General features: G+C 60.7%; 17 protein-coding genes. 9 read left to right on the top strand and 8 right to left on the bottom strand.

Going from position 1 to position 22639, the window contains the following annotated elements; all coding sequences use genetic code 11:
* Positions 1–27 precede the first annotated feature (27 nt).
* The 3 genes from PH547_RS09695 to PH547_RS09705 all read left to right on the top strand — a co-directional run bounded on the left by PH547_RS09695 (position 28) and on the right by PH547_RS09705 (position 4090).
* On the top strand, positions 28–2169 hold the full coding sequence (locus PH547_RS09695; protein ID WP_104822594.1) for a molybdopterin-containing oxidoreductase family protein: 2142 nt from the start codon (positions 28–30) through the stop codon (positions 2167–2169).
* A complete protein-coding gene (locus tag PH547_RS09700) occupies positions 2166–2759 on the top strand; it encodes an NUDIX domain-containing protein (protein ID WP_104822595.1) in 594 nt (197 codons plus the stop codon). Before PH547_RS09695 ends, PH547_RS09700 begins: the two co-directional genes overlap by 4 nt.
* Positions 2760–2920: 161 nt before the next feature.
* The gene (locus PH547_RS09705; protein WP_104822596.1) at positions 2921–4090 is read left to right on the top strand and encodes an alpha-D-ribose 1-methylphosphonate 5-triphosphate diphosphatase; all 1170 of its coding nucleotides are present in this window, start codon (positions 2921–2923) and stop codon (positions 4088–4090) included.
* 11 nt (positions 4091–4101) lie between these two features.
* Here the strand turns inward: PH547_RS09705 and purN are convergent, their stop codons facing one another.
* Together purN and purM are read right to left on the bottom strand one after the other, a co-directional pair.
* Positions 4102–4779 carry a phosphoribosylglycinamide formyltransferase gene (gene purN / locus PH547_RS09710; protein ID WP_104822597.1) on the bottom strand — a complete coding sequence of 226 codons (678 nt, stop codon included), beginning with the start codon at positions 4777–4779 and terminating at the stop codon, positions 4102–4104.
* Entirely contained in the window at positions 4776–5849 is a 1074-nt protein-coding gene (gene purM, locus PH547_RS09715) for a phosphoribosylformylglycinamidine cyclo-ligase (RefSeq protein ID WP_285168153.1), read from the bottom strand. Before purM ends, purN begins: the two co-directional genes overlap by 4 nt.
* 221 nt (positions 5850–6070) lie before the next feature.
* On the opposite strand from purM, the gene PH547_RS09720 reads away from it, so the two are divergent.
* From PH547_RS09720 to ppx, 4 genes are all read left to right on the top strand, one after another.
* On the top strand, positions 6071–7201 hold the full coding sequence (locus tag PH547_RS09720; protein ID WP_104822598.1) for an AI-2E family transporter: 1131 nt from the start codon (positions 6071–6073) through the stop codon (positions 7199–7201).
* Between the two features lies 1 nt (position 7202).
* Positions 7203–7916 (top strand): DnaA regulatory inactivator HdaA, encoded by a 714-nt coding sequence (gene hdaA / locus PH547_RS09725; protein ID WP_104822599.1) that lies wholly within the window; start codon positions 7203–7205, stop codon positions 7914–7916.
* 77 nt (positions 7917–7993) lie between these two features.
* On the top strand, positions 7994–10195 hold the full coding sequence (locus PH547_RS09730; RefSeq protein WP_104822600.1) for an RNA degradosome polyphosphate kinase: 2202 nt from the start codon (positions 7994–7996) through the stop codon (positions 10193–10195).
* 10 nt (positions 10196–10205) lie between these two features.
* Positions 10206–11726, top strand: coding sequence for an exopolyphosphatase (gene ppx, locus PH547_RS09735; RefSeq protein ID WP_104822601.1), 1521 nt, complete (start codon positions 10206–10208; stop codon positions 11724–11726).
* A gap of 38 nt (positions 11727–11764) precedes the next feature.
* Here ppx and PH547_RS09740 read toward each other — a convergent pair whose 3' ends face one another.
* The 4 genes from PH547_RS09740 to PH547_RS09755 form a co-directional block, all read right to left on the bottom strand.
* The gene (locus PH547_RS09740) at positions 11765–13123 is read right to left on the bottom strand and encodes an esterase-like activity of phytase family protein (RefSeq protein ID WP_260303715.1); all 1359 of its coding nucleotides are present in this window, start codon (positions 13121–13123) and stop codon (positions 11765–11767) included.
* A 175-nt stretch (positions 13124–13298) separates the two neighbouring features.
* Complete coding sequence (locus PH547_RS09745) at positions 13299–14351, bottom strand: adenylate/guanylate cyclase domain-containing protein (RefSeq protein ID WP_104822602.1); 1053 nt, start codon at positions 14349–14351, stop codon at positions 13299–13301.
* A gap of 206 nt (positions 14352–14557) precedes the next feature.
* The gene (gene rnd, locus PH547_RS09750) at positions 14558–15703 is read right to left on the bottom strand and encodes a ribonuclease D (protein ID WP_104822603.1); all 1146 of its coding nucleotides are present in this window, start codon (positions 15701–15703) and stop codon (positions 14558–14560) included.
* 168 nt (positions 15704–15871) lie between these two features.
* Positions 15872–17266, bottom strand: a complete 1395-nt coding sequence (locus tag PH547_RS09755; protein WP_104822604.1) for a multicopper oxidase family protein — start codon at positions 17264–17266, stop codon at positions 15872–15874.
* Between the two features lie 266 nt (positions 17267–17532).
* Here PH547_RS09755 and aspS point away from each other — a divergent pair, with 266 nt between their 5' ends.
* Entirely contained in the window at positions 17533–19323 is a 1791-nt protein-coding gene (aspS, locus tag PH547_RS09760; RefSeq protein ID WP_285168154.1) for an aspartate--tRNA ligase, read from the top strand.
* Positions 19324–19394: 71 nt separating this feature from the next.
* Here aspS and PH547_RS09765 read toward each other — a convergent pair whose 3' ends face one another.
* A complete protein-coding gene (locus PH547_RS09765; protein ID WP_285168155.1) occupies positions 19395–20561 on the bottom strand; it encodes a serine hydrolase domain-containing protein in 1167 nt (388 codons plus the stop codon).
* A gap of 66 nt (positions 20562–20627) precedes the next feature.
* Here PH547_RS09765 and PH547_RS09770 point away from each other — a divergent pair, with 66 nt between their 5' ends.
* Positions 20628–21284, top strand: coding sequence for a TetR/AcrR family transcriptional regulator (locus PH547_RS09770; protein ID WP_199773534.1), 657 nt, complete (start codon positions 20628–20630; stop codon positions 21282–21284).
* A 66-nt stretch (positions 21285–21350) separates the two neighbouring features.
* Here PH547_RS09770 and PH547_RS09775 read toward each other — a convergent pair whose 3' ends face one another.
* Complete coding sequence (locus tag PH547_RS09775; RefSeq protein WP_104822607.1) at positions 21351–22538, bottom strand: hypothetical protein; 1188 nt, start codon at positions 22536–22538, stop codon at positions 21351–21353.
* Between the last annotated feature and the right edge of the window lie 101 nt (positions 22539–22639).

Genomic DNA, 22639 nt, shown 5'->3' on the forward strand with positions numbered 1-22639 from the left:
AGATTATGCCTTTTGGCCGGACAAGGCATGAAATATACAAACGGCATGAACATTGCGACCCCCATTCACGCCAAATCCCCGGTCGGCCACACGGCCTGTCCGCACGACTGTCCCTCCACCTGTGCGTTGGAGATCGATCTGACGGAGGACGGCAGGATCGGCCGCGTGCGTGGCGCGGGCGATCATTCCTATACCGCAGGCGTCATCTGCGCCAAAGTCGCCCGTTATGCCGAACGGCTTTACCATCCGGACCGGCTGACGAAGCCCTTGCGCCGCGCCGGGGCGAAGGGAGAGGGCCAGTGGCAGGAACTCTCCTGGGACGACGCGCTGGACGAAATTGCCGATGCTTTCGTCAAGGCTGAGGCTAAAGACGGCAGCGAAGCGATCTGGCCCTATTACTATGCCGGCACCATGGGCTGGGTGCAGCGCGATTCCATCAATCGGCTGCGCCATGCCAAGCGCTATTCCGGTTTCTTTTCCTCGATCTGCACAAACCCCGCCTGGACCGGCTTCACCATGGCGACGGGCACGCTGCGTGGTCCTGATCCGCGCGAGATGGGCCGTACCGATTGCGTGGTTATCTGGGGGACAAACGCGGTCGCGACCCAGGTCAATGTGATGACCCATGCCGTGAAGTCGCGCAAGGAGCGCGGCGCCAAGATCGTCGTCATCGATATCTACGACAATCCGACGATGAAACAGGCCGACTTAGCGCTCATCGTCAAGCCGGGCACGGATGCCGCGCTCGCCTGCGCCGTCATGCACATCGCCTTCCGCGACGGCTATGCCGATCATGCCTATATGGCCAAATTTGCCGACGAACCGGCAGGTCTCGAAGCGCATCTCAAGACGAAGACGCCGGAATGGGCGGCTGCGATCACCGGCTTATCCGTCGATGAGATCGAAGCCTTTGCCAAGCTGGTCGGCACGACGAAGAAGACCTATTTCCGCCTCGGCTACGGCTTTACCCGCCAGCGCAACGGCGCGGTCGCGATGCACGCGGCAGCTTCCGTCGCCACCGTGCTCGGCTCCTGGCAATATGAGGGCGGCGGCGCCTTTCATTCCAACAGCGATATCTTCCGCATGGACGCGAGCGAGCTGACCGGCCGGTCGATGCTGGACCCGGATATCCGCACGATCGACCAGTCGCAGATCGGCCGGGCACTGACCGGCGATGCCGTCGCTTTGCGCCATCGCGGCCCCGTGACGGCGATGCTGATCCAAAACACCAATCCGGTGAACATCGCGCCGGAACAGCGGCTGGTGAAGCGCGGCTTTGCGCGCGACGATCTCTTCGTCGCCGTGCACGAACAATTCATGACCGATACTGCCGAGATGGCCGATATCGTCATCCCGGCCACCATGTTCGTCGAGCACGACGACATCTACCGCGCCGGCGGGCAAAACCACATCCTGCTTGGCCCGAAGCTGGTCGAGCCGCCACCGACGGTGCGTAGCAATCTCTTCGTCATCGAGGAACTGGCGAAGCGCCTCGGCGTCGCCGATCGTCCCGGCTTCGGATTTTCGGCCCGCGAGATGATCGACCGCATTCTGGAGCGAAGCGGTCTGCCGGATTACGATCATTTCCTCGAACACAAATGGTTCGATCGTCAGCCGGCTTTCGAGGATGCGCATTTCCTCAATGGCTTCGCCCATCCCGATGGCAAGTTCCGCTTCCGTCCCGATTGGATCAACCAGCCGGCTCCGAACCGGCCGCCGGAAGCTGTCGGCCTGCTCGGCCCTCATGTCGCGCTGCCGGAGTTTCCGGATCAGGTTGACGTCATCGAAGTTGCCGATCCCGATCATCCATTCCGGCTTGCCACATCGCCGTCGCGCAATTTCTTGAACTCGAGCTTCGCGGAAACGAAGACCTCTCGCCAGAAGGAAGGTCGCCCGGAAGTTATGATCAATCCCGCGGATGCCGCAGCGCTGGACATCGCCCATGGCGACCTCGTTCAGCTGGGCAATCTCAGGGGCGATATCCGCATTCATGCGCGCATCACGGCCGAGGTGAAGCCGGGCGTGCTGATCGCCGAAGGCTTATGGCCGAACAAGGCGCATGTGGACGGCGAAGGGATCAATGTTCTGACCGGCGCCGATCCTGTTGCCCCTTATGGCGGCGCGGCTGTTCACGACAACAAGGTCTGGCTGCGCAAGGATAGAGCATGAACAAGTTCGACGAGGCGAAGGCCGAGATCGTCAGTGAGAAGACGCTTTCGGACCAATGGACGCGGCTCAGCAGCTTCGACATCGACTACACGGATTCGACGGGCGAGACGCATCGGGTGAAGCGGGAAATCTATCACCGCACGCCTGCCGCCTGCATTCTGCTCTACGACCCCAAGCGCGAAACGGTCATCCTCGTGCGGCAATTCCGCCTGCCGGCCCATCTCACCGGCTTTCCAGCCTGGATGATCGAGGTACCCGCCGGCTTGCTCGACGGTGATCATCCGGAAGAGGCGATCCGCCGCGAGGCAATGGAGGAAACCGGCTTCCGCGTCCGTGATGTCCGCTTCCTGTTCAAGGCATTCACCTCGCCGGGCGCTGTTACCGAGATCATTCATTTCTTTGCTGCTGTGGTCGATACGACGGACCGCATCGGCAACGGCGGCGGGCTTGCCCACGAACATGAGGATATCGAGGTGCTCGAAGTGCCGCTCGCCGAAACCATGGCGATGATCGAAGCCGGCGAGATCTACGACGCCAAGACGATCATGCTGTTGCAATGGGCGATGTTGAACAAGGCAAGCCTGAAATAGCCTGAAATAAGACCGTTCGGCGGTGCTTAATGGCTGCCAAAATCAGCGTCGCAGCTTTCATTATGATGTCACGAATCGCGACTACCGAGGGGCGCTCGCCGGAAAGGTCCGGTCCACAGCCATACCTTCAAAACGATTGACGCTATTTCAGGAGAAAGCCGATGTGGCTCAGCAATTTCACGCTCGTTCTTCCCGATGAAGTCGTCGATCAGGGGGCTATCCGCATCGAAGATGGCGTGATCGCCGAGATCCGGTCCGAACCGGTGGAAGCTGCGACATTCGATGGCGGCGGACGGCTGCTGATGCCGGGCTTTGTGGATCTGCATGGCGATATGATCGAGCGCGAAATCGCTCCGCGGCCGAATGCGACGATGCCGATCGATTTCGGTATCCATGAACTCGACAAGAAACTCGCCGCCGCCGGGGTCACCACCGCCTATGCCGCCGTCTCCTTCGCCACAGAAAGTGTCTATGGCCATGTCCGCTCGCTGGAGACCACCTCGGCGGTGATCAAGGGCATCAACAGCCTGCGTGATCACCTGCTGATCGACCACCGCGTTCATGCTCGCTACGAGATCACCAATGTCGGCGCGGCGCCCACGTTGGAGCGGCTCCTGGAAGATGGTGTCGTCGATATGGTCTCGCTGACGGACCATACGCCAGGGCAGGGGCAATATAACAATATTGAAGCCTATCTTCTCAGCATGTCGGAGCGCCGCGGCATCACCCGTGAAGCGGCCGAGGAAGTGCTGGCCCGGCGCATCGCCCTGCGGCAGGATCCGGATATCGAGCTGAAACTGCGCGATATCATCGGCCTAACCTTGAAGCACAAGCTGTCGCTCGCCTCGCATGACGATGACAGCGCCGAAAAGGTGGCCGAAATGTTCGATCTCGGTGTCACGATCAGCGAATTCCCGGTGACGCTGCCGGCCGCCGAAGAGGCGCGTCGTCGCGGCCTCTGGACGCTGATGGGGGCGCCGAACGCGTTGCGCGGCCAATCCATGTCCGGGAATCTGAGTGCGCTTGATGCGGCCGGCGCTGGCCTTCTCGGCATCATCGCTGCCGATTATCACCCGGCCGCTTTCGTGCCGGCCATTTTCAAGATCGCTGAGGTTGCCAGTGGTGGTCTACCGGCAGCCGTGGCCATGGCGACGGCTGGTGCCGCGCGCGCTGCGGGGCTCACTGATCGCGGCGAGATCGCCGTCGGCCAGAAGGCCGATCTGGTTGCCGTCGAGCACGGTGCTGTTCACCGCATCCGCGCCACCTTCCGCAACGGCCGCGTCGTCTACAGCGACGGTACGCTTCATCCCCTGATGGCAATGGCTGCGTAAGGGGAAAGCGGCTAGATCTGATCGATGTCACCGAGCAGTGAAATAATCTGCGGGGCACGGGCAACGGGCGTCTTGGTGGCAGCAATTGCCTTGCCGTCTTCCATGCGCACCTTGCCCTCAGCCAACAACCGAAGCGACTGCGGATAAAGCTGGTGCTCGATCGTGAGCACGCGGGCGGCAAGCGTTTCGGCCGTGTCGTCGGTCAGCACCGGCACGGCTGCCTGGCCGATCGCCGGGCCTTCGTCCATGCCCTCGGTGACGAAATGCACGGTGCAGCCGGCGATCCGCTGGCCGGCGTCGATGGCGCGTTGATGCGTGTGCAACCCGGGGAAAAGCGGCAGCAGCGAAGGGTGGATATTGATGATCCGGCCTTCGTGGCGCTGAATGAAGCGCCCGGAGAGAAGACGCATATAGCCGGCGAGGCAGATGATATCGGGTGACAGCGCCTCGAGCTGCGCAAGGATTGCCTCCTCATGGGCCTCCTTGCTGGCAAAATCCTTACGGACGAAGGCGAAGGTAGCAATGCCCTCGGCTGCGGCTTTCGCCAAACCGCCGGCATCTGCCTTATCGGAGATCACACCGACAATTTCGGCTGGATAATCCGAAGCCGCCGCAGCCTTGACCAGCGCCATCATATTGGAGCCGCTGCCCGAGATGAAGACGACGACGCGTTTGCGGCTCGAACTCATATTGCCAGCGTGCCCTTGTAGACGGTGCCGGCAGCGCCTTCGTCGCGGGCGATCATACGGCCGAGCGTGACGATGCTTTCGCCCTCGGCTTCAAGCGCTGCCTTGACGGCCGCTACATTCTCGGCCGCCACGACAGCGATCATGCCGATGCCGCAATTGAAGGTGCGCAGCATTTCCTTGGCCTCGACGCCGCCTGTCTTGGCGAGCCAGGAGAAGACCGGCGGCACTTGGACGGCGGCCAGATCGATCTCGGCAGCAAGATGCTTCGGCAGCACCCGCGGAATATTCTCCGGGAAACCGCCGCCGGTGATATGGGCGAGCGCCTTGATGGCATGCGTCTCGCGGATCACCTTCAAAAGCGGCTTCACATAGATGCGTGTCGGCGTCAGCAGGGCTTCGCCGAGCGCCTTGCCCTCGGCAAAGGGAGCCGGCGCGTCCCAGCCAAGACCGGAGATGCCGACGATCTTGCGTACCAGCGAAAACCCGTTGGAATGAACGCCGGAGGAGGCAAGACCGAGAATGACGTCACCCTCGGCGATATCGCCGGAGGGGAGAAGCTGCCCGCGTTCGGCCGCACCCACGGCAAAGCCGGCGAGATCGTAATCGCCATCGGAATACATGCCCGGCATTTCCGCCGTCTCGCCGCCGATCAGCGCGCAACCCGCCTCGCGGCAGCCGGCTGCAATACCGCCGACGATCGCGGCACCCTGATAGGGATCGAGCTTGCCGGTCGCGAAATAATCGAGGAAGAACAGCGGCTCGGCGCCTTGGACCACAAGATCGTTGACGCACATGGCGACGAGGTCGATGCCGACGGTGTCGTGATAGTTCGCGTCGATCGCGATCTTCAGCTTGGTGCCGACGCCGTCATTGGCGGCCACCAGCACCGGATCGGTGAAGCCCGCAGCCTTCAGGTCGAAGAGGCCACCGAAACCGCCGATTTCGCCATCGGCGCCGGGGCGGCGGGTCGAACGAACCGCCGGCTTGATCTTTTCGACCAGCAGATTGCCGGCATCGATATCGACGCCCGCGTCGCTATAGGTCAGACCGTTTTTTCCAGACTGGCTCATGCTTTCGCCTCCGGTGGCCATCGTTCCAATTGGAACAATTTTAATCGGGTCGCCATTGCATGACAGGAACCTTTATGCAAGGCGCTAGCGCAGGCAAACCCTCGATTTTCCCCGCTTCACAGCGCTCCAAGGCCGATTTCCGGCCGCAGGCTTGACCATAATTGCGGCGTCATCCTATGTCCTAAGCGGGCGGCAACGGGCGGCGAAGAATGGGGAAGTCGATGGAGCAACAAGTCAGCGGGGCGAGCCTCAAGCGCCAGGTCACCTTCTGGGTGATCGTGCTCGTCCTCTTCATTGTCTTTCTCTATCTCTTCAGCTCGATCCTCTTGCCCTTCATCGCCGGCATGTCGGTCGCCTATTTCCTCGATCCGGTCGCAGACCGGCTGGAAAGGATCGGCCTCAGCCGCTTCATGGCGACGGTGGTGATCCTCGTTGCCTTCGTGCTGGTCTTTGCGCTGGCACTGACGATCTTCATCCCGATCATCATCAATCAGTTCAATGATTTCATTCAACATATACCGGGCTATGTGCAGCAATTCCAGAAGTTCATCGCCCATACGCAGACGACGATGCTGCCGATTTGGATTCGCGATCAGCTCGGTGCTATCAAGGATAATTTCTCCAGCATATTGTCGGATGGGCTGAGCTTTGTCGGCGGCCTGTTCGCGCAAATATGGAGCTCCGGCAAGGCGCTGGTTAACATCATCTCGCTGATGGTCGTCACGCCGGTCGTCGCCTTCTATATATTGCTCGACTGGGATCGCATGATCGCCAAGGTCGATGCCTGGGTGCCACGCGATCACGTCTCGACCGTGCGCGAGATCGCCCGGGAAGTGGATCAGGCGATCGCCGGCTTCATCCGCGGGCAGGGCTCGCTCTGCATTATCCTCGGTGTCTATTACGGCGTCGGCCTGTCGCTTGTGGGGCTGAACTTCGGCCTGTTGATCGGCCTCTTCGCCGGCATGATCAGCTTCATCCCCTATGTCGGTTCGCTCGTCGGCCTGTTTATGGCACTGAGCGTCGCCCTGGTGCAGTTTTGGCCCGATTATCTATGGGTCGGCCTCACGCTCGCCGTCTTTTTCACCGGCCAGTTCCTGGAGGGCAATGTGCTGCAGCCGAAGCTGGTCGGCGAAAGCGTCGGCCTGCATCCGGTCTGGCTGATGTTCGCCCTTTTTGCCTTCGGCGCGCTCTTCGGTTTCGTCGGTCTGCTGGTTGCCGTTCCGGCCGCAGCCGCCTGTGGCGTCCTTGTCCGTTTTGCCCTTTCGCGCTACCTTCAAAGCGACCTCTATTATGGACGCTCGGAAGCCGGCAAGGCGCGCAAAGCCAAGGCCGGCAATCCTGAGAACAAATAGCATGACCGACGCGAAGAACGCTGATTTGAGGCGCAAGCCCGCCGAACAGCTACCCCTGGCTTTTGCGCACGACGCCGCGAGCGGCCGCGACGACCTGCTGGTCGCCCATCCCTTGAGCGCGGCGGTGAAGATCGTCGATTCATGGCCATCTTGGCCGTCGCCCGTGGTCATTCTCGCTGGGCCGGTCGGTTCGGGAAAATCGCACCTTGCCAATATCTGGCGCGAGAGAAGCGGCGCGATCGCTATTCATCCGAAAGCCGGCTCCGGCGCAGCCGTGGCGGCGGCGAACGGCCCGGTCATCTTCGAGGATGTCGATCGCCTGGGCTTTGACGACACCGAGCTTTTCCATGTCATCAACAGCGTCAGGGAAAATGGCACAGGGCTGCTGATGACCAGCAGGCTCTGGCCGATGTCCTGGCCGGTGACGCTGCCCGATCTGCGCTCTCGGCTGAAGGCGGCGACGGTGGTGGAGATCGGCGAGCCGGACGAGGAATTGTTGTCGCAAGTTATCGTAAAGCTCTTTGCGGACCGTCAGCTTTATATCGATGACAAACTTGTTCTCTATATCGTCAACCGCATGGAACGGTCCCTAAACGCTGCCCAGTTGATCGTCGATCGGCTGGACCGCCTTGCGCTCGGCCGCGGCACCAGGATCACACGCATTCTGGCTGCTGAGGTATTGAATGAATTGGGTAATTCCGCTCCGGCTGATTGAGTGCTCGATGAACTGTCACAGTTCCGTCGTCAAACTGCTATACGTGGCGCAAGGTTATAAGATGAGGCAGGTGGAACATGGACTCGGCACTAACGGAACATCAGGAAGCCAACCAGCAAGCGCCGGAGGCCGCGCCGCCGATCAATGAGCTTCTGACGAGCCCAGAGCGCTTCATCAACCGCGAATTTTCCTGGCTACAGTTCAACCGCCGCGTTCTCGAGGAAACGCTGAACACGGCGCATCCGCTGCTGGAGCGCATCCGTTTCCTCTCCATTTCCGCCGCCAACCTCGATGAATTCTTCATGGTGCGCGTCGCCGGCCTCGAAGGCCAGGTCCGCCAGAAGATCCTCATGCGCACCCCGGACGGCAAGACACCCGCCGAACAGCTCGACGACATCCTGCGCGAGATCGACAATCTGCAGATGGAACAGCAGGCCTCGCTTGCCGTGCTGCAGCAGTATCTCGCCAAGGAAGACATCCTGATCGTGCGCCCGCCGGCCCTTTCCGAGGTCGACCGGCAATGGCTTGCCAATGAATTCGATCAGGCGATCTTCCCGGTCCTGACGCCGCTTTCTATCGATCCGGCGCATCCGTTCCCGTTCATTCCGAACCTCGGCTTCTCGATCGCGCTGCAACTGAACAGCATGAACGGCCGCGAGCCGATGACGGCGTTGTTGCGCCTGCCGCCGGCGCTCGACCGCTTCGTTCGCCTGCCGGACGCCAGCAACGTCATCCGCTACATCACGCTGGAAGACGTGGTGAACATCTTCATTCACCGGCTCTATCCGGGCTATGAAGTGCAGGGTTCGGGTACGTTCCGCATCATCCGAGACAGCGATATTGAAGTCGAAGAAGAAGCCGAAGATCTGGTGCGCTTCTTCGAAACGGCGCTGAAGCGCCGCCGCCGCGGTTCGGTGATCCGCATCGAGACCGATTCGGAAATGCCGCTCGAGCTGCGCCAGTTCGTTGTGGAATCGCTGAACGTGCCGGAAAACCGCATCGCCGTTCTGCCGGGCCTTTTGGCCCTCAACACGTTGTCCGAAATCGCCAAGGCGCCGCGCGACGATCTGCGCTTCGAGCCCTACAATGCCCGATTTCCTGAGCGCGTCCGCGAACATGCCGGCGATTGCTTCGCCGCGATCCGCGAAAAGGACATGGTGGTCCACCACCCCTACGAATCCTTCGACGTGGTCGTCCAGTTTCTTCTCCAGGCTGCGCGCGATCCTGACGTTCTGGCGATAAAGCAGACGCTCTATCGTACCTCCAACGACAGCCCGATCGTCCGCGCGCTGATCGATGCCGCCGATACCGGCAAATCGGTCACGGCGCTGGTCGAGCTCAAGGCCCGCTTTGACGAAGAGGCCAATATCCGCTGGGCGCGCGACCTCGAACGCGCCGGCGTGCAGGTCGTCTTCGGCTTTATCGAGCTCAAGACGCATGCGAAGATGTCGATGGTCGTGCGCCGTGAGGACGGCAAGCTGCGCACTTATTGCCACCTCGGCACAGGCAACTACCACCCGATCACCGCCAAGATCTATACCGACCTTTCCTACTTCACCTGCGATCCGAAGATCGCCCATGACATGGCGAACATTTTCAACTTCATCACCGGTTACGGTGAGCCGGAAGACGGCATGAAGATCGCAGTTTCGCCCTATACGCTGCGCTCGCGCATCCTCCAGCATATCGAGGAGGAGATCGAGCACGCCAAAAACGGCCAGCCGGCGGCGATCTGGATGAAGATGAATTCGCTGGTCGACCCCGACATCATCGATGCGCTCTACCGCGCAAGCAATGCCGGCGTGGAGATCGATCTCGTCGTGCGCGGCATCTGCTGCCTGCGTCCGCAGGTGCCGGGTCTCTCCGAAAATATCCGCGTCAAGTCCATCGTCGGCCGCTTCCTCGAACACAGCCGCATCTTCTGCTTCGGCAATGGCCAGGGCCTGCCGTCGGAGAAGGCGCTGGTCTATATCGGCTCCGCCGACATGATGCCGAGAAACCTCGACCGCCGCGTCGAAACCCTTGTTCCGCTGACCAACAAGACCGTGCACGAGCAGGTTCTTTCGCAGATCATGCTGGGCAACATCATTGACAATCAGCAGAGCTACGAGATATTGCCGGACGGTACTTCGCGGCGCATGGAGGTGCGCAAGGGGGAAGAGCCATTCAACGCGCAGCAGTATTTCATGACTAATCCCAGCCTTTCCGGCCGTGGTGAAGCTCTGAAATCCAGTGCGCCGAAACTGATCGCCGGGCTGTTGTCGGGCCGCAAGAAATAACTGGACCTGCATGGTTGAATCAGAAGCCCAGGGGCGCCTTCCCGGTATTGCCCCGGTCTCCGTTGTCGATATCGGGTCGAACTCGGTTCGTCTCGTCGTCTATGAAGGCCATTCGCGGTCGCCGACCATCCTTTTCAACGAGAAAGTGCTTTGCGGCCTTGGCAGGGGCATAGCGCTGACCGGAAAGATGGATGAGGAGAGCGTCGCGCGCGCGCTCGCATCCCTGCACCGGTTCAAGGCGCTGTCCGACCAGGCGCGCGCATCGACCATCTACGTTCTGGCGACGGCGGCTGCCCGCGAGGCAAGCAACGGTCCGGAATTCATCCATCAGGCAGAATCGATCCTGCAGCGCAAGGTGCGTGTGCTTTCAGGCGAGGAAGAGGCGCGTTTTTCCGCGCTTGGCATCATCAGCGGCTTTTTCCACCCGGATGGCATCGCCGGCGACCTCGGTGGCGGTTCGCTCGAGCTCATCGACATCAAGGGCAAGGAGATCGGCAAGGGCATCACCCTGCCGCTCGGCGGCCTCAGGCTTTCCGAATATGCCAACGGTTCGCTCGCCAGGGCGCGCAGCTTTGCCCGCAAGCATGTGAAAACAGCGAAACTGCTGAGCAAGGGCGAGGGACGCACCTTTTATGCGGTCGGCGGCACCTGGCGAAACATCGCCAAGCTGCACATGGAAATGCGTAAATATGCGCTGCATATGATGCAGGGCTATGAAGTGCCGCTGGACGAGATGATGCGTTTCCTCGATCAGATCAGCGAGGCGAAGGAATCGAAAGAGCCGGCGCTGATGGCCATCTCCAAGCATCGCCGTTCGCTGCTGCCCTTCGGCGCGGTGGCGATGCGCGAGGTGCTGGCGGAAATGAAGCCCTCCGTCATATCCTTCTCGGCCCAGGGCGTGCGTGAAGGCTACCTCTATTCGCTGCTGACCGAGGCGGAACGCCATAGCGACCCGTTGCTGGTCGCCGCCGGCGAACTTGCGATCCTGCGCGCCCGTTCGCCGGAGCATGCGCGGGAACTTGCCGAGTGGACCGGTCGCATGATGCCCTTCTTCGGCGTTACCGAGACGGAGGAGGAGAGCCGCTATCGCCAGGCCGCTTGCTTGCTTGCCGACATCAGTTGGCGTGCCCATCCCGACTATCGCGGCCTGCAGGCGCTGAACATCATCGCCCACACGTCCTTCGTCGGCATCACCCACGCCGGCCGCGCCTTTATCGCTCTCGCCAATTACTACCGTTTCGAGGGCCTTCACGATGACGGCGCCACCGAACCGCTGGCAGCGATCGCCACGCCGCAATTCGTCGAACGCGCCAAACTGCTCGGCGGCCTATTGCGCGTCGTCTATCTCTTTTCGGCTTCCATGCCAGGCGTCGTCCGCAATCTGACATTTCGACGTTCGCCGAGCCCGGAGCTGGATCTCGAATTCGTCGTTCCAGCCGAATACCACGATTTCGCCGGCGAGCGGCTGGAAGGCCGGCTGCAACAACTGGGCAAGCTGACGAATAGACGGCTTGCATTCCGGTTTGAGTAAAAAACCTTCTCCCCGATGGGGAGAAGGTAGGGTATCGCTCACTTAGCGTTGAGGAAATCGCCGACTTCGAGAATGCTGAACTCGTTGTCGTCTGCCTTGTCGACAGCTCGGCCGGCCGAGAAGGGCAGGTTATTGTCGTTGCCGATGATGATGTGGGTGGCATCGACGCGGTCGACGTTTTCGATGGTGACGAAGGGCATGTCGTAGAAGCCTTCGCCGCCGCCCTGGCGACGCTTGTGGTCGGGATCTTCGATATGCAGCAGATCGATGTAACCGATCTTGCGGACGGCCTTGCCGACATTGGCGTCGTTGAATTCGATCTTATAGACGCGCTTCAATTCGGCCGGCGCTTCGAAGCAATCCGGCTTCGGTTGCTTCGGATCGGCGCAAGCCTTGTCCTTCGTGCCGGCGCCGTTGTCGCGCTCGATCACCAGAGCGGTGCTGTCGTCCAGCATGTTGAAATCGCCGATCGAGGTGCCCTTGTCTGCGAAGGGGTAGAGCCAGCTACGACCGGTCCAGCTCTTCGAGGCGACGTCGAATTCGATGACGCGGATCGCGGTGTGGCCGTCGACGCTTTCCATCTTGCCGTCGTCTTGATAGATCGCGCCTTCCAGCAGGCCATAGAGCTTGCTGCCGTCCTTCGACATGGCGAGGCCTTCGAAGCCACCCGAGCGTCTCAGGTTGAAGGCCGGCATCTTCTGCGTCGGGTTGGCCGGCAGTTGCAGCAGCGGATTGTCCGGAGACATGACGGGCTTGCCGTTGAGTGTCGTCGGGAAAACGTCGGTCAGCGCGCCGTTCATATCGAACTTCAGCAGATAGGGACCGAATTCGTCGCCGATCCAGAAGCCGTCGGCAACCGGCTGGATTGATTCGATATCGAAATCGGCGCCGGTCAGATAGCGCTTGTCGGCGCCTTCGAGGACGATTGGGAAGGGAGCCTTCTTGTTCGGGTCGGACAGGAACAGGTTCTTGACGACATCAACCTTGCCATTGTCCCAGTCGAATTTGATTTGGTGCAGGAACAGCATGGAGTCGCTCGAATTCTGCTTGGAGCCGAAGCCGTTGTCGGTCAGCGTCCAGAAGGTGCCGTCCGGCATGGTCTTGATCCCGGAAAAGCCCTGGATCGCCTGGCCATTGAAGGGCAGCTTCAGATCGGTCACGCGGGCGCCGTCTTTGCCCGGAACCGTGCCGAGGGCCTCCGTGCGCTTGCGATCCGGCGTCGTGAACTTGCCGGAGGTCTTCAGAAATTCCGGCGCGTCGACCGGTGCCGCGACAATCGTGTTGGCGGGCAGGATGGCCTGCGAGGTCAGCTTTGCGGGAAACTGCGTTTCATCGGCCTGGGCCGAGGCGGCAATCAGAACAAAAAGTGCCGTGGAAGCGAAAAGAATTCGGGTCATCATGTCACCTTGTTGGCGGGGATTGGCAAACAACTCCCGCTTAACAGGCGAGCTATGTCGGCGAATTAACGCTTAGGTGAAGCTTTGGTGACTGTGGACAACCGATAGGGTGTAGGGTCTTGGGGACTAGGCAATAGGCAATAGGCAATAGGCAAGGAAGATAATAACTCCCTGCCTACGACCTCCCACCTATCGCCTTCCGCTCTGGCCTCCTCGCCCTATGCAGGGCAATCACCCCGAGTGTCTGGTCGCGACCGCGAACGGCATGGTCGCCAAGGTCTTCCCTGGCGATATCGTCGGGAAGCTCGATCCGTCTTGCAAGATCGGCTGAGATCAGCACCTGTCGCTCCAGCGTCTTGCAGAGCGATTCCAGCCTCGCGGTGGTATTCACCGTGTCGCCGAAATAGGCGATCTTGTGATGGTCGATGCCGATTTCGGCAGTGACGATGCTGCCGCCGTGCAAGGCGGCCCTCAGCCGCGGCACCCTGCCGTAGGATTTCAGCCATGTCTCCGCATTCGCCTCGATATCGGCAAGGATGTCGAAGACACAGCGAATGCAACGGGCATTCTTCACGCCACGCCGAAGAGGCCAGGTGATGATGGCGGCATCGCCGATATAGTCGTCGATCGCACCCTTATATCGCCTCACCGGCTCGGCGAACGCGCTGAATACCGAGCCTAGAAATTGCTGTGTCCTGAGGTCGCCATGCTCCTCGGCGAAGGCCGTCGAACCGACGAGATCGATGAAGAGAAACACGCGCTCTTCCTGCATCGGATTGCGATAACGGCCGGTCAACAGGCTGAGGAAGACGTCGCGGCCAAGCAGCTCCCGCACGCGCCCGACGAAAATGATCATCGCGGTCACCAGGACGGCATAGATATAGACATCGACCTGCAGCAGCATGACGTTGGCCCAGGTGTCGTTGATCAGGTTCAGCGATTTCATCAGGCCGCCGGCCATTGCAAAACCGATGGCGATCAAGGCGAAATCGACAATCAAGGCTGATAGGATGAAGGCCGGCGTAGGCAGGCTATGCATCCAATGGTTCAAGCGCGGCAGAATCATGCGGCGTTCGAAGGCCAGCGCCGGCATGCCGCAGAACAATGCGTAGATTGCGCCGATATACAGCGGTGACGCATGGAAAAACAGCTTGCCATAGAGGACGCCGCTTGCGGCGACGACGGCCGCGGTCAAAATCCAGTTGAGCGCTGAGGGGAATCTTCCCATGCTGCCGATCCGCCAAGAGCCGGCGCGCCTCCAAACCGGGATTGGTTCGGGAAAAGGCCTGTGCGCCATCAATTATGTGATTGCGCTAAGCGCCCATCCTGGCGGATGTGCGGCACAATCGCGTCCGCAACCAGCATCTCTATTTTTAAATGGCGCGCAACCGCCAAATGTTCGGCATCGCCGACCGATCGGCAAAGGTCACGTGACTACAAACTGACCGTCTCGACCCGCTTGCCGACGAAGCGTAAGGCCACCTGGCCCTGGATGAGCTGCAGCGCCGTCTCGCCGAAAAGATCGCGTCGCCAGCCGGTGAGGGCGGCCACTTCGGCTTTCTCGCCTTCGGCGGCAATCTTGTCCAGATCCTCGCTGTTGGCGATGACTTTCGGGGCGACGCCGTGTTTTTCAGCGATGAGCTTCAGGAGAACCTTCAGCAGTTCAGCCGCTGCGGCTGTGCCTTCCGGCGCTTGCTGGTGGCGCGGTACATGCGGCATTTCGGCCTTGGGCAAGGCCAGGGCCTGATTGATTGCCTCCAATACGGCCGTGCCGGAGGCGGATCGCTCCCAACCTTTCGGGATCGTGCGCAGGCGGCCGAGCGCTTCCATGTCCTTCGGCTGCTGCTGGGCGATTTCGTAAATTGCATCGTCCTTCAGCACACGGGCGCGCGGCACATTGCGGGCGCGCGCCTCGCGTTCGCGCCAGGCGGCGACATATTTCAAAACGGCCAGTTCCTGCGGCTTGCGCAGCCGCATCTTCAGCCGCTGCCAGGCATCGTCCGGATGCAGATCGTAGGTCTCGCGCGCTTCGAGGATCGCCATTTCTTCGAGCAGCCAGGAGGCGCGGCCTTCACGTTCGAGCTGCTCTTTCAACGAAAGATAGACGTCGCGCAGGTGAGTGACGTCGGCCAGCGCATAGTCGAGCTGTTTCTCCGACAGCGGCCGGCGGCTCCAGTCGGTGAAGCGCGAAGACTTGTCGATGTGAACGTTCTTGGTGCGGCTGACGAGCTGATCGTAGGAGACCGAATCGCCGAAGCCGCAGACCATGGCGGCCACCTGGGTGTCGAAGATCGGATGCGGTATGAGGTTGCCGCGATTGAAGATGATTTCGATGTCCTGGCGTGCGGCGTGGAACACCTTCATGACGGCGGGATTGGCCATCAGCTCAAAAAAGGGTTTCAGGTCCAGGCCCTTGGCCAGCGGATCAACCAGCACTTCGGTCGTGGGGCTCGCCATCTGGATCAGGCAAAGCTCCGGCCAGAAGGTCGTCTCGCGCAGGAATTCGGTGTCGATGGTAATGAATTCTGACTTGGCCAGCTCTTGGCAGGCCGCCTCCAATTGGGCGGTAGTTTCGATCATATCAACACATTCATCGGTAAAATAGTCCGTTAACCTTCCTTCCCCTTTCGATGGGAGATGTCAATACGTCGAAAGGGCAAGCCCGGTACGGCCGCCGCTTTTAAGTGGAATTGCGGAAAGTACTTGGGGTCGTCCTGAGCGAGCATGAAGCACGTTTCGGGATCGTGCCTAAGCCACGCGCACATAGCTGGTCATGCCCGTTTTCTGATGTTCGATAATGTGGCAATGCAACACCCAGTCACCGGGATTGTCGGCGACGACGCCGAGCTGCACCTTTTCATTGGGCTGGATCAGGTAGGTGTCGGAGACGAAGGGCTGCACCTGGCGCGTCGAAGAGGAGAGCACGGTGAAGCTCATGCCGTGCAGATGAATCGGATGCGAATGCGGCGTCACGTTTTCCATGTCGATGACATAGCTCATGCCGAGCTTCAATTCGGCGAGCGGTGCGGTCGGATCGGGCGTATCGCCCGGCCACGGCACCTTGTTGATGGCCCAGAAGCTGTAGCCAAGCGAGCCGCAAATGCTGTTGTCGGCGGTATTTTCCGCCGTGGCGCTGAGAATCAGCGGGATGTGCTCCGCCGAGCCGATATCGGCTTTTGCGACCGGATTGCCTTCGAGGGGCGCCAGATCGCGAACGTCGCGCTTCAGCGAGCTGCCGACTGATCGCAGCGTTGCGAGCACCTTGGGATCGGTGCCCTTGATATCCTCGAGCTTGACGATTGCACCCTCGTTATCGGGCATGCGCACGGCCAATTCCAGCCGCTGACCGGGTCCGAGCTGCAGCAGATCGAGCGGGAAGCGCTGCGGCACCGGATTGCCGTCGACGGCGATCACCGTTGCCTCGGCTCCATCCATGCGGAAAGAATAGATGCGCGTGACGTCGGTGATGGCGAGCCGCAGCCGCACCAGCCCGCCGGAGGGCGCGTCATATTGCGGCTGCTGCTGCCAGTTGGCCGTCCGCACCGTCCCATAAGTGCCGGACTTGGCGGAATCGCGCGGGCGGAACGGAGCGATGAACTGGCCGTCGCCGCCGAGCCGCCAGTCGCGAAGATTGAGAACTATTTCCGAATCGAATGCCGGATCCTTCGGATTTTCTACGACGATGACGCCTGTCATGCCGTGTCCCATCTGGATCAGCGTGTTGCAATGCGGATGATACCAGAAGGTGCCGGCGTCGGGCGGCGTGAAGGCATAATCGAAATGGTCGCCCATGTAGACGTAGGGCTGCGTCAGGAAGGGCACCCCGTCCATCTTGTTCGGGAGGCGGATACCATGCCAGTGGATCGTCGTCGGGTCATCGATGCCGTTGATCAGGCGTGCGGCGAAGGGCTCGCCCTTTTTCATGCGCAGGACGGGCGGCATGCCGGCGTCGCCATAGGTCAGGACATCCTTGGTGGCTCCGACGTCCATCAAACTGGCTTGGATCTTCGCAGCCTTCAGCACCTGCGGCTCCGGCGCTGCTACCGCGCTGCCGCCAAACCTGCTGGCGATGCCAAGCCCCACGCCATAGGCACCGGCAACGGCCGAGGCTTTCAAAAGATTGCGGCGGGTAAGGATAGGCATGCGAGGCTCCGGGGACGCGGGGATGTGCCTGCCTGTTTAAAGTTGACTATGGTCTTCAGCAATAGGGCTGGGGTAGCTGAATTGCCGCATCCCTACCTCCGGCTGTCGATGTTGCGAGTTCACGAAAGCAGCTTTAAACCTACTCGCTGGCGTTCGAGCCTTGACAAATCAGGCGCACCATGCGCTTTTCCGCCCGATTTTCTCGTCGGCAGGCGAGGGGCTTTTGTCCTCATTCGCCGCCGTCCGCCAAGTCCAGGATATATACTATGCATCGCTATCGCAGCCACACATGCGCCGCCCTGCGCAAGTCCGACGTCGGTTCGACCGTCCGCATCTCCGGCTGGGTTCATCGCGTCCGAGATCATGGTGGCGTGTTGTTCATCGATCTGCGCGATCACTACGGCATCACCCAGGTTGTCGCCGATCCGGATTCTCCGGCCTTTAAGCTTGCCGAGACCGTGCGCGGCGAATGGGTCATCCGCATCGACGGCCTGGTGAAGGCCCGTACCGAAGACACGATCAACAAGAACATGCCGACCGGCGAAATCGAGCTTTATGCGCAGGAGATCGAAGTGCTCTCCGCTGCCAAGGAATTGCCGCTGCCGGTTTTCGGCGAGCCGGAATATCCGGAAGACGTTCGCCTGAAGTATCGCTTCCTCGATCTGCGCCGCGAAACGCTGCATCGGAACATCGTCAAGCGCACGCAGGTTATCTCCTCCATGCGCCGCCATATGGGCGAAGTGGGCTTCACCGAATATACCACGCCGATCCTGACGGCCTCGTCGCCGGAAGGCGCGCGCGACTTCCTCGTGCCGAGCCGCATCCATCCCGGCACCTTCTACGCCCTGCCGCAGGCACCGCAGCAGTATAAGCAGCTCCTGATGGTTGCCGGCTTCGACCGCTATTTCCAGATCGCGCCCTGTTTCCGCGACGAAGATCCGCGCGCCGACCGTCTGCCGGGCGAATTCTATCAGCTCGACCTCGAGATGAGCTTCGTCACGCAGGAAGACGTCTGGAACACCATGAGCCCGCTGATGACCCAGGTGTTCGAAGAGTTTGCCGAAGGCAAGCCCGTCACCAAGGAATGGCCGCGCATTCCCTATGACGAAGCGATCCGCAAATACGGCTCGGACAAGCCGGACCTGCGCAACCCGATCGTCATGGAAGCGGTTACAGACCATTTCGCCGGCTCCGGTTTCAAGGTTTTCGCCAACATGATCGCCTCGAACCCGAAGGTTCAGGTCTGGGCGATCCCGGCCAAGACCGGTGGTTCGCGCGCTTTCTGCGACCGGATGAACGCCTGGGCGCAGAGCCAGGGCCAGCCGGGTCTCGGCTATATCTTCTGGCGCAAGGAAGGCGAGAAGCTCGAAGGCGCCGGCCCGCTTGCCAAGAACATCGGCGAGGAGCGCACGGATGCGATCCGCACCCAGCTCGGTCTCGATGATGGCGATGCATGCTTCTTCGTCGCCGGCGATCCGGACAAGTTCTACAAGTTTGCCGGCGAGGCCCGCACCAGGGCCGGCGAGGAGCTGAACCTGGTCGACCGCGACCGTTTCGAGCTTTGCTGGATTGTCGACTTCCCGTTCTTCGAATGGAGCGAGGAAGAGAAGAAGGTCGATTTCGCACACAACCCGTTCTCCATGCCGCAGGGCGGCCTTGAGGCGCTGCAGAGCCAGGATCCGCTAACGATCAAGGCCTTCCAGTACGACGCCGTCTGCAACGGCTTCGAAATCGCCTCGGGCTCGATCCGTAACCAGTCGCCGGAAACCATGGTTGCTGCCTTCGAAAAGGTCGGCCTCAGCCAGGCGGATGTCGAGGAGCGCTTCGGCGGCCTCTACCGCGCCTTCCAGTACGGCGCGCCTCCGCACGGCGGCGCTGCCTTCGGTATCGACCGCATCGTCATGCTGCTGGTCGGTGCCAAGAACCTGCGCGAGATCTCACTGTTCCCGATGAACCAGCAGGCGCAGGATCTGCTAATGGGCGCTCCCTCGGCCGCAACGCCGACGCAACTGCGCGAACTGGCAATCCGTCCGGTACCGCCAGTCAAGAAGGACTGAGGCTTTTCAAGCTTGATGAAATACAAAATCCGGCGACCGAAATCGCCGGGTTTTTCGTGCTCTGTTAGAACCTAGTGAGCGGCATAGACCGCATCGCGAAGATCGATCGTGAATTGGCCCCACATGCCTTCGAGAGCGGTGTTGGTGAGCGCCACGACGGTGATCCGTTTCTCGGGATCGACGAACCAGCTATGGCCGTAGACTCCACCCCATTTGATTGTGCCCTTGGAGAATGGAGCCTGCGCCGCAACGGGGTCGGTGACGACGGACCAGCCGTAGCCGAAACCGAAGCCGGCTTGCAGCGTCTGCATATGGCCGCCAGTCTGATCGGTCGTCATCATCTTCACCGTGTCGGCCGCTAGCAGCGGCGCACCGCCCTTGCGCACCGTTTCCAGAATAGTGAGGAGGTCGCTTGCCGTTCCGGCCATGCCCGCGCCGCCGGAGTGATAGGAGCCGGGATTGAATATTCTGTCCGGCGCGAAGCGGATCATGCCGTCAAGTATCGGAACGAGCGTCTCATCTCGCATCCGCTGCAGCCCCGATGCACCATTCATATAGGCGGCCGCCAGGCGGCTGCGGTCACGGACCGAAAAGGCCGTGTCGGAAAGGCCGAGCGGCTTCATCACCAATTCCGCAACGGCATCGCCGAGAGCACCGCCGGTTTCTTTTTCGATGATGCCGCCGAGCACATCCATTGCCAGCGAATAATGCCAGGCTTCGCCGGGCGGAAAGAGAAGGGGAGCGCTGGCGAGACGCGTGAGGTTATCGGCCAGCGACCGGCCCGGTATGTCCAGGCCGTCGGATACGCCGGCGCGATGATACGGGCCGTCCTGCTCCTCGGCGAATGTGTAACTCAGTCCGGATGTGTGCGTAAGAAGGTGCCGGATATAGATAACGGCCTCGCCTCCGTCGGGCAGCCGCGGCCGGAAGTCCGGCAGCCATTTGGTGATCGGATCGTCCAGCCCAATGCGACCCTGTTCGACGAGGCGCATGGCGGCAATAGCGACGATCGGCTTGGTGATGGAGGCCAGACGGAAGATGGCATCCCGCCGCATCACCATCTCGTTCTCGCGATCCGCCAGGCCGGCAGCGCGGCCGTAGATCAGTTCTCCGTCCCGGGCAATGAGGACTACGGTGCCGACCAGCCTCTCATCCGCCAGGGCGGAATCAATCGCAGCATCGACGCCTTCAGCAAGGCTGCCGCTCCGGTATGCGGAATTTTCCAGGGGAAGACTCATGGGGCAAAACCTTCTATAATCACAATGACCATTCCTGAATAAACCAGATCGGAGATTATTTCTAGAGTGACCATTGTGAAAAATAATGAAGAGGCCGAAAATTCCGTGCCTCGGAAGCGTGGACGCCCACCCGCTTTCGATCGCGAGACGGTTCTTGCCGCCGCGCGCAACACGTTCTGGAAGCATGGCTATGATGGTTCCTCCATCGCCGATCTGACGGCGGCCATGGGGATCACGCCGCAAAGCCTCTATGCCGCCTTCGGCTCTAAAGCCGAGCTCTACCGGGAAACGCTCGAGCAATATCGGCGCATGCCGCGACCGGAGCCCGGGAACCCGTTTACGGACGAGGTGGATACGGTAACCGCCTTCGAGCGCTTTTTGACGAATTCCGCCAAGATCTTCACGGCGCCGGAGCATCCAAAAGGCTGCATGATATCGACGGCGGTGCTGAACTGCGCAGAGGAAAACGAGCCGATCGCCCATCACGTCGCATCGATGCGCCTACAGGCGCTGGCTATTTTCACGGCACGGATCGAGCGCGGTATCGCCGAGGGCGACATGCGGCCGGATGCCGACGCCAGATCGCTTGCGCGCTTTCTGGGCGCAATCGTGCAGGGCATGTCCGTCCAGGCGCGCGACGGTGCAACGACGGATGAATTGCTTGCGCTGATGGCTCATGCTCTCAGTGAACTGAAGAAATATCAGCTTCGGCCGGAGATCTGACCAGCGGCAAAGAAAAACCCGGCGACCGAGATCGCCGGGTTTTCGAATAGCTTGGAGAACGACAGCTTAGTCGTTCGAGGAAACCTTGAGGCCGATGACCTGCGGGATCGACTGCGGGGCCCCCATGGCAGCGCCGATGATCATCGGCACCGGCACCGGCTTGTCCGGCGTAGCCTTGACCGTCAGGCTTTTCGGATTGTCGAGATAGGCGCTGACGGCAGTGGAAACGGCATTCTGCAGCTCCGGAATGTTGAGCTGCGCCATCATGATCGGCGTCATTGCCTTCAGCGTGTCGGCGAGCTGCTTGCCGGAAACGCCCTGCTGCTTGCCGGCGAAATCGAGCGCACGTGCGGTGATCGAAGCGTCGTCGAAGCGGATCTGGGCGCTGTTGAAAGTTAGCTGCTGGAGGAGGCCCAGCATGGCGAGGCCAGCCGACTGCTGAGCTTCCTGCTGGTTCGGATTGGAACGGACCGTCTTGAGCGCTTCCTGCAATGATTTCGCGAAAGCAGGCGTGTAGCCGGAAATGCTAAAGGCGAGGTTCAGTTTGCCGATGTCATTGAAGTTCAAGGAGTATTCGGTGATGTCGATCGTGCCGGGTCCGATTTCCCAGCTACCCTTCATGGCGATTGCGCCATTGATCTGCTGCAGCTTGAGCGCCTCGATCGCGTCCTTGGTCTTCGCGTCGTCGACTTTGCTGAGATCGGCTTTGACTCCGTTGATCTTGGCGTCGAAGTCGATGCCCGACTTGTCTTCGCGCCTATCCATCGTGGCGTCGGCATCGTCGAGCGAAAATACCTTGGTGCCGTCCTTGGTGACGGATACGGCGCCGGCATGAGCGCTCTTGTAATAGAGCAGCGAACTGAGATCGCCCTTGGTCGCGTCGGCTGGAATTTCGACGCCGCTCAGCGTGAGGTCGGTGGCGGAAATGGCAGCGCCATCCTTTTTGAGGTCGACATCAGCAAAAGCGATTTCGTCAATCGTGTAACCGCCGTCATTCTCTTCGACACCGTCCATCGTGATGTCGCCGAGCGGGAGGCCGTCGTCCATTCCGGCTGCCTTGAAGCTGGCGCCCTTTAGCGTGACCGTGCTACCGTCGATATCGATGCCCGTGGCGGCAATCGAAGCGCCCTGCAGCCCGTAGACGTCATTGATCTTCTTCAGAAGATCGTTACCGTCGAGCGCGAAGGCGGAGCTGGCGAAAGACAGTATGGCGGCGCTGGACAGCATCAGCCGTGTTGTCCGATAAAAAGTCATATGGCTTTTCCTCATTGAGCTGGTGTAGGCGGGTATACATATTTTGCGTGTAGTGCGCGATTTATATTCGCGTTCGTCTAAAATTCCAATGCCATGATCAT

Origin of the sequence: Rhizobium cerradonense, from assembly GCF_030182455.1 — a bacterium.
In the GTDB taxonomy this organism is placed as follows: domain Bacteria; phylum Pseudomonadota; class Alphaproteobacteria; order Rhizobiales; family Rhizobiaceae; genus Rhizobium.